Origin of the sequence: Bradyrhizobium sp., from assembly GCF_019242285.1 — a bacterium.
In the GTDB taxonomy this organism is placed as follows: Bacteria; Pseudomonadota; Alphaproteobacteria; order Rhizobiales; family Xanthobacteraceae; genus Bradyrhizobium.
Genome location: NZ_JAFAVV010000049.1, coordinates 1 through 3,276 on the forward strand (window position 1 = coordinate 1; position 3,276 = coordinate 3,276).

General features: G+C 67.4%; 4 protein-coding genes. All 4 read left to right on the forward strand.

The window, feature by feature from the left end:
- The coding region (locus JOY90_RS02110; RefSeq protein ID WP_291689517.1) for an aldehyde dehydrogenase family protein at window positions 1-841 on the forward strand (841 nt) is incomplete at its 5' end.
- A 58-nt stretch (window positions 842-899) separates the two neighbouring features.
- A complete protein-coding gene (locus JOY90_RS02115) occupies window positions 900-1,358 on the forward strand; it encodes an RbsD/FucU family protein (RefSeq protein WP_291689518.1) in 459 nt (152 codons plus the stop codon).
- A 2-nt stretch (window positions 1,359-1,360) separates the two neighbouring features.
- Window positions 1,361-2,296 carry a ribokinase gene (gene rbsK / locus JOY90_RS02120; protein WP_291689519.1) on the forward strand — a complete coding sequence of 312 codons (936 nt, stop codon included), beginning with the start codon at window positions 1,361-1,363 and terminating at the stop codon, window positions 2,294-2,296.
- Complete coding sequence (locus JOY90_RS02125; protein ID WP_291689520.1) at window positions 2,293-3,168, forward strand: carbohydrate ABC transporter permease; 876 nt, start codon at window positions 2,293-2,295, stop codon at window positions 3,166-3,168. The genes rbsK and JOY90_RS02125 overlap by 4 nt, the downstream gene beginning before the upstream one ends.
- The last annotated feature ends 108 nt before the right edge of the window (window positions 3,169-3,276 follow it).

The window sequence follows — 3,276 nt, forward strand, 5'->3', positions numbered from 1 at the left end:
CGACCGCACGCCGAAACTCTTCGTCGGTGGCAAGCAGGTGCGTCCCGACGGGAACTACTCTCGCACGGTGCTGTCGCCGGAGGGGCGGCCGCTCGGCGAGGTTGGCGAGGGCAATCGCAAGGACATTCGCAATGCGGTTGCGGCGGCACGTTCCGCCGAGGCGTGGGCGAGGGCAACCGCGCACAACCGCAGCCAGATTCTCTATTACCTCGCCGAGAACCTCTCGGCGCGCCGCGCCGAATTTGCGTCGCGTATCGCCGTGATGACGGGCCAAGCCAGCGAGAATGCCGGCGCCGAGGTCGACGCCGCGATCGCGCGCCTGTTCAGCTATGGCGCCTGGGCCGACAAATATGAGGGCGCGGTGCACACCCCGCCGCTCCGCGGCGTCGCGCTCGCCATGCACGAGCCGATCGGCGTGGTCGGCGTGGCCTGTCCCGACGAGGCGCCGCTGCTCGCGTTCGTCAGCCTGGTGGCGCCGCTGATCGCGATGGGCAACCGCGTGGTGGTCATTCCAAGCGAGCGTCATCCGCTCGCGGCGACTGATCTCTACCAGGTGCTGGAGACCTCCGACGTGCCGGCCGGCGTGGTCAATATCGTGACCGGCAGCCGCGAGGGACTGACGAGGGTGCTGGCGGAGCATGACGACGTCGACGCGCTCTGGGTGTTCGGCTCGAAGCAGGCGTCGAGCGTGGCGGAAAAGCTGTCGGCCGGGAATCTCAAGCGCACATTGGTTGATCATGGATTGCTGACCGACTGGCACGACGCTGCGTCGAGCGAAGGACCGATCCTGCTCCGTCACGCGGTGCAGGTGAAGAACATCTGGATTCCCTACGGCGAATAGACACGTGACCGGGGCGCACTCAGACCGCTATAGTCCGGAGAAAAAGGAGGGAGGGAACATGCTGAAGAACATCGATCCGCTGCTCAATGCGGACGTGCTCTATGCGTTGCGCGCCATGGGCCATGGCGACCGCCTGGTCGTCTGCGACACCAATTTCCCCGCCGACTCCATCGCGCGGCAGACCGTGTTCGGCGACCTCCTGCGCATCGACAATGTCAGCGCCGCCGAGGCCACCGCGGCGGTGCTGTCGGTGCTGCCCCTCGACACCTTCGTCGACGATGCCGCGATCCGGATGGAGATCGTCGGCCAGCCGAACGAGGTGCCGCCGGTGCAGCAGGAGGTGCAGGCCGCGATCGACCGCGCGGAAGGAAAGTCCTGGCCGCTGGTTGGCGTCGAACGCCACGCCTTCTATGAGATGGCGAAGTCGGCCTATTGCGTGATCGCCACCGGCGAGCGGCGGTTCTACGGCTGCTTCCTGTTCACCAAGGGCGTGATCCCGCCGGACGGAGCGCACTGACCATGAGCCAGGACGGCGTCGCCATTCTCGGCGTGTTCGTGGCGGACCTCGCCTTCCGCGCCGCCAAGCTGCCGGCCATCGGCGAGACGGTCAAGGGCTCGGGCTTCGCGGTCGGGCCGGGCGGCAAGGGCTCGAACCAGGCGGTCGCTGCCTCGCGCGCCGGTGGTCGCGTCAGCTTCATCTCGCGGATCGGCAGCGACACGTTCGGCGAGCTGGCGTTGAAGACCTGGAAGGCCGAGGGCATCACGCCCCGGGTGATCCAGAGCGCGACCGACCCGACTGGCGCTGCCTTCATCTATGTGCACGAGACGCGCGGCGACAATGCCATCATCGTGGTGCCCGGTGCGGGCGGGGGCCTGTCGCCCGCCGACATCGATGCCGCGGCGGACGCGATCCGTGCCTCCCGCGTGTTCGTGACCCAGCTCGAGCAGCCCGCGGATGCGGCGCACCGCGCGCTCGTGCTGGCGCGCGAGGCGGGCTGCATCACGGTCTTCAACCCGGCGCCGGCGCTGCCATTCGACGAGGCCATGTTCGCGCTCTGCGATTATGTGGTGCCGAACGAGAGCGAAGCCGAGGAGCTGACCGGGATCGCGGTCGCCGACCTCGACGCCGCGCGCCGCGCCGGCGACGCGCTGTTGAAGAAGGGCGCTGGCACTGCGCTGATCACGCTCGGCGAACGCGGCGCACTGTTCCATGCAAGCGATCGTTCGGTGCATGTGCCGCCATTCGACGCCGGCAAAGTAGTGGAGACCACCGGCGCCGGTGATGCCTTCGTCGGTGGCTTTGCCGCCGCGCTCGCCAGCGGCGCGGAGCCGCTCGAGGCTGCGCGTTTCGGCTCGGCCGCGGCTGGCATCTCGGTGACGCGCCCGGGCACGGCGCCCGCCATGCCGCAGCGTGCCGAGATCGAGGCACTGCTCGCGGGGTCGCAACGATCATGATGCGGAACGATCCGATCAAGCACGTCTTCATCTGGCCGGCGGTGCTCGTCGTGCTGGCGATCTCGATCTTTCCGCTGATCTATTCGCTCACTACGAGCTTCCTGAGCTATCGCCTGATCCCGCCGATTCCGCCGCGCGTGGTCTGGCTCGGCAACTACGCCACGCTGTTGCAGGAGCCGCGGTTCTGGAACGCGATCCTCACCACCACGCTGATCGCCTTCATCGCCGTTGGCCTGCAATACACCATCGGCTTCGCGGTGGCGCTGGCCCTTAACGCGCGTGTGCCGGGCGAGCGATTGTTCCGCGTCGCGTTCCTGTTGCCAATGCTGCTCGCCCCGGTCGCCGTCGCGCTGGTCGCGCGCATGATGTTCAATCCGACCATGGGGCCGCTGAACCAGCTTCTCAGCCAGTTCGGCCTGGTCAACCTGCCGTTCCTGACCAACGGACATTGGGCGCTCGCCTGCATCATCGCGGTCGAGGTCTGGCAGTGGACCCCGTTCGTGATCCTGATGCTGCTCGCCGGCCTGCAGACGCTGCCCGAGGACGTCTACGAGGCAGCCGAGCTCGAGAACGCCACGCTGTGGCAGCAGTTCTGGGGCATCACCTTTCCGATGATGCTGCCGATCTCGGCCGCCGTCGTCTTCATCCGCCTGATCGAGAGCTACAAGATCATGGACACCGTGTTCGTGATGACCGGCGGCGGGCCGGGCGTGGACACCGAGACCCTGACGCTGTTCGCCTATCAGGAGGGCTTCAAGAAGTTCAATCTCGGCTACACGTCCGCGCTGAGCTTCCTGTTCCTGATCGCCATCACCATCATCGGCGTCACGTACCTCGCGCTGTTGCGGCCGCATCTGGAGAAGCGGCGATGAGCACGCCGTCCTCGCTCACCGGCCTATCGCGATCGAGCCGCCGCCTGGTCGCGCTCGGCTGCGCGGTCTGGTGCGCGATCACGCTGTTCCCGCTGTACTGGGTGGTGG